Origin of the sequence: Amycolatopsis sp. NPDC026612, assembly GCF_040638285.1 — a bacterium.
Lineage (GTDB): Bacteria > Actinomycetota > Actinomycetes > Mycobacteriales > Pseudonocardiaceae > Amycolatopsis.
Map to the genome: position 1 here is coordinate 2,501 of NZ_JBEZYB010000167.1, position 2,790 is coordinate 5,290.

General features: G+C 55.4%; 2 rRNA genes (1 of these 2 running past the window's edge). Both read left to right on the top strand.

From position 1 onward, the window contains the following. Positions 1 to 2,593 (top strand): 23S ribosomal RNA (locus AB0F15_RS44840) (it extends 533 nt beyond the left edge of the window). A gap of 77 nt (positions 2,594 to 2,670) precedes the next feature. After that, a 5S ribosomal RNA gene (gene rrf, locus AB0F15_RS44845) occupies positions 2,671 to 2,787 on the top strand. The last annotated feature ends 3 nt before the right edge of the window (positions 2,788 to 2,790 follow it).

Genomic DNA, 2,790 nt, shown 5'->3' on the forward strand with positions numbered 1-2,790 from the left:
GCGGACTAGTACCGTGAGGGAAAGATGAAAAGTACCCCGGGAGGGGAGTGAAAGAGTACCTGAAACCGTGTGCCTACAAGCCGTCAGAGCTCACTTGTTGGGTGATGGCGTGCCTTTTGAAGAATGAGCCTGCGAGTTAGTGCTGCGTGGCGAGGTTAACCCGTGTGGGGTAGCCGTAGCGAAAGCGAGTCTGAATAGGGCGTTTGAGTCGCGTGGTCTAGACCCGAAGCGGAGTGATCTACCCATGGCCAGGGTGAAGCGACGGTAAGACGTCGTGGAGGCCCGAACCCACTTAGGTTGAAAACTGAGGGGATGAGCTGTGGGTAGGGGTGAAAGGCCAATCAAACTCCGTGATAGCTGGTTCTCCCCGAAATGCATTTAGGTGCAGCGTCGCATGTTTCACCACGGGGGTAGAGCTACTGGATGGTCTAGGGGCCTTACCGGGTTACCGAAATCAACCAAACTCCGAATACCGTGGTGTGAGAGTGCGGCAGTGAGACGGCGGGGGATAAGCTTCGTCGTCGAGAGGGAAACAGCCCAGAACACCAGCTAAGGCCCCTAAGTGTGTGCTCAGTGGGAAAGGATGTGGGATTGCCCAGACAACCAGGAGGTTGGCTTAGAAGCAGCCACCCTTGAAAGAGTGCGTAATAGCTCACTGGTCAAGTGGTCCTGCGCCGACAATGTAGCGGGGCTTAAGCACACCGCCGAAGCTGTGTCATTGACACAATAGATCCGCTTGGACTCTTGTAGTTCTTGTGTAGTCGTGTTGATGGGTAGGGGAGCGTCCTGCATCCAGTGAAGCCGCGGTGGAAACCAGTGGTGGAGGGTGTGGGAGTGAGAATGCAGGCATGAGTAGCGAATGCAGAGTGAGAAACTCTGCCGCCGGATGACCAAGGGTTCCTGGGCCAGGCTAATCCGCCCAGGGTAAGTCGGGACCTAAGGCGAGGCCGACAGGCGTAGTCGATGGACAACGGGTTGATATTCCCGTACCCGAGCATGTGCGCCCATGGCGAGGCGTTTGATACTAACCACCCAAAGCGCATCTGCGAAGCCTTCGGGCTTAGTGGGTGTTGTGGAGCGTGGGACCTGATTTCGTAGTAGTCAAGCGATGGGGTGACGCAGGAAGGTAGCTCCGCCAGGCGATGGTTGTCCTGGTGTAAGCGTGTAGGAGAAAGCATAGGCAAATCCGTGCTTTATATACTCTGAGACGTGATGCGTAGCCGTTTGAGGCGAAGTAGAGTGATCCTATGCTGCCGAGAAAAGCCTCTAGTGAGTGCATGCACGGCCCGTACCCCAAACCAACACAGGTGGTCAGGTAGAGAATACCAAGGCGATCGGGTGAACTGTGGTTAAGGAACTCGGCAAAATGCCCCCGTAACTTCGGGAGAAGGGGGGCCAAACATCCTGAAGTCCTTTACGGACTAGGGGTGGGTGGCCGCAGAGACCAGCGGAAAGCGACTGTTTACTAAAAACACAGGTCCATGCGAAGTCGCAAGACGATGTATATGGACTGACGCCTGCCCGGTGCTGGAACGTTAAGAGGACCGGTTAATCCCTTCGGGGGTGAAGCTGAGAATTTAAGCGCCAGTAAACGGCGGTGGTAACTATAACCATCCTAAGGTAGCGAAATTCCTTGTCGGGTAAGTTCCGACCTGCACGAATGGCGTAACGACTTTCCGGCTGTCTCAACCACAGGCCCGGCGAAATTGCACTACGAGTAAAGATGCTCGTTACGCGCGGCAGGACGGAAAGACCCCGGGACCTTTACTATAGTTTGGTATTGGTTTTCGGTTCGGCTTGTGTAGGATAGGTGGGAGACTGTGAAGCTGCAACGCTAGTTGTGGTGGAGTCGTTGTTGAAATACCACTCTGGTCGAATTGGGAATCTGAACCTCGGGCCATGATCTGGTTCAGGGACAGTGCCTGATGGGTAGTTTAACTGGGGCGGTTGCCTCCTAAAGAGTAACGGAGGCGCCCAAAGGTTCCCTCAGCCTGGTTGGCAATCAGGTGTTGAGTGCAAGTGCACAAGGGAGCTTGACTGTGAGACAGACATGTCGAGCAGGGACGAAAGTCGGGACTAGTGATCCGGCACCACCTGGTGGAAGGGGTGTCGCTCAACGGATAAAAGGTACCCCGGGGATAACAGGCTGATCTTGCCCAAGAGTCCATATCGACGGCATGGTTTGGCACCTCGATGTCGGCTCGTCGCATCCTGGGGCCGGAGTAGGTCCCAAGGGTTGGGCTGTTCGCCCATTAAAGCGGCACGCGAGCTGGGTTTAGAACGTCGTGAGACAGTTCGGTCCCTATCCGCCGCGCGCGTAGGATACTTGCGGAAGGCTGTCCCTAGTACGAGAGGACCGGGACGGACGAACCTCTGGTGTGCCAGTTGTCCCGCCAGGGGCATGGCTGGTTGGCTACGTTCGGAAGGGATAACCGCTGAAGGCATCTAAGCGGGAAGCCTGTTCCAAGATGAGGTATCCCACCCCTTTGTGGGTTAAGGCCCCCAACAGACTATTGGGTTGATAGGCCAGAAATGGAAGCACAGTAATGTGTTGTCGAGTTGACTGGTACTAATAGGCCGAGGACTTGTCTACGAAGATGTTGCGCATCCACTCTACGGTTCTGAAACACCACACGTGATTCATGTTGCGTGTGTGTTGTTTCGGAGTGTTTCGGTGGTTTTAGCGTCAGGGAAACGCCCGGTCCCATTCCGAACCCGGAAGCTAAGCCTGATAGCGCCGATGGTACTGCAACCGAAGGGTTGTGGGAGAGTAGGACACCGCCGAACTTA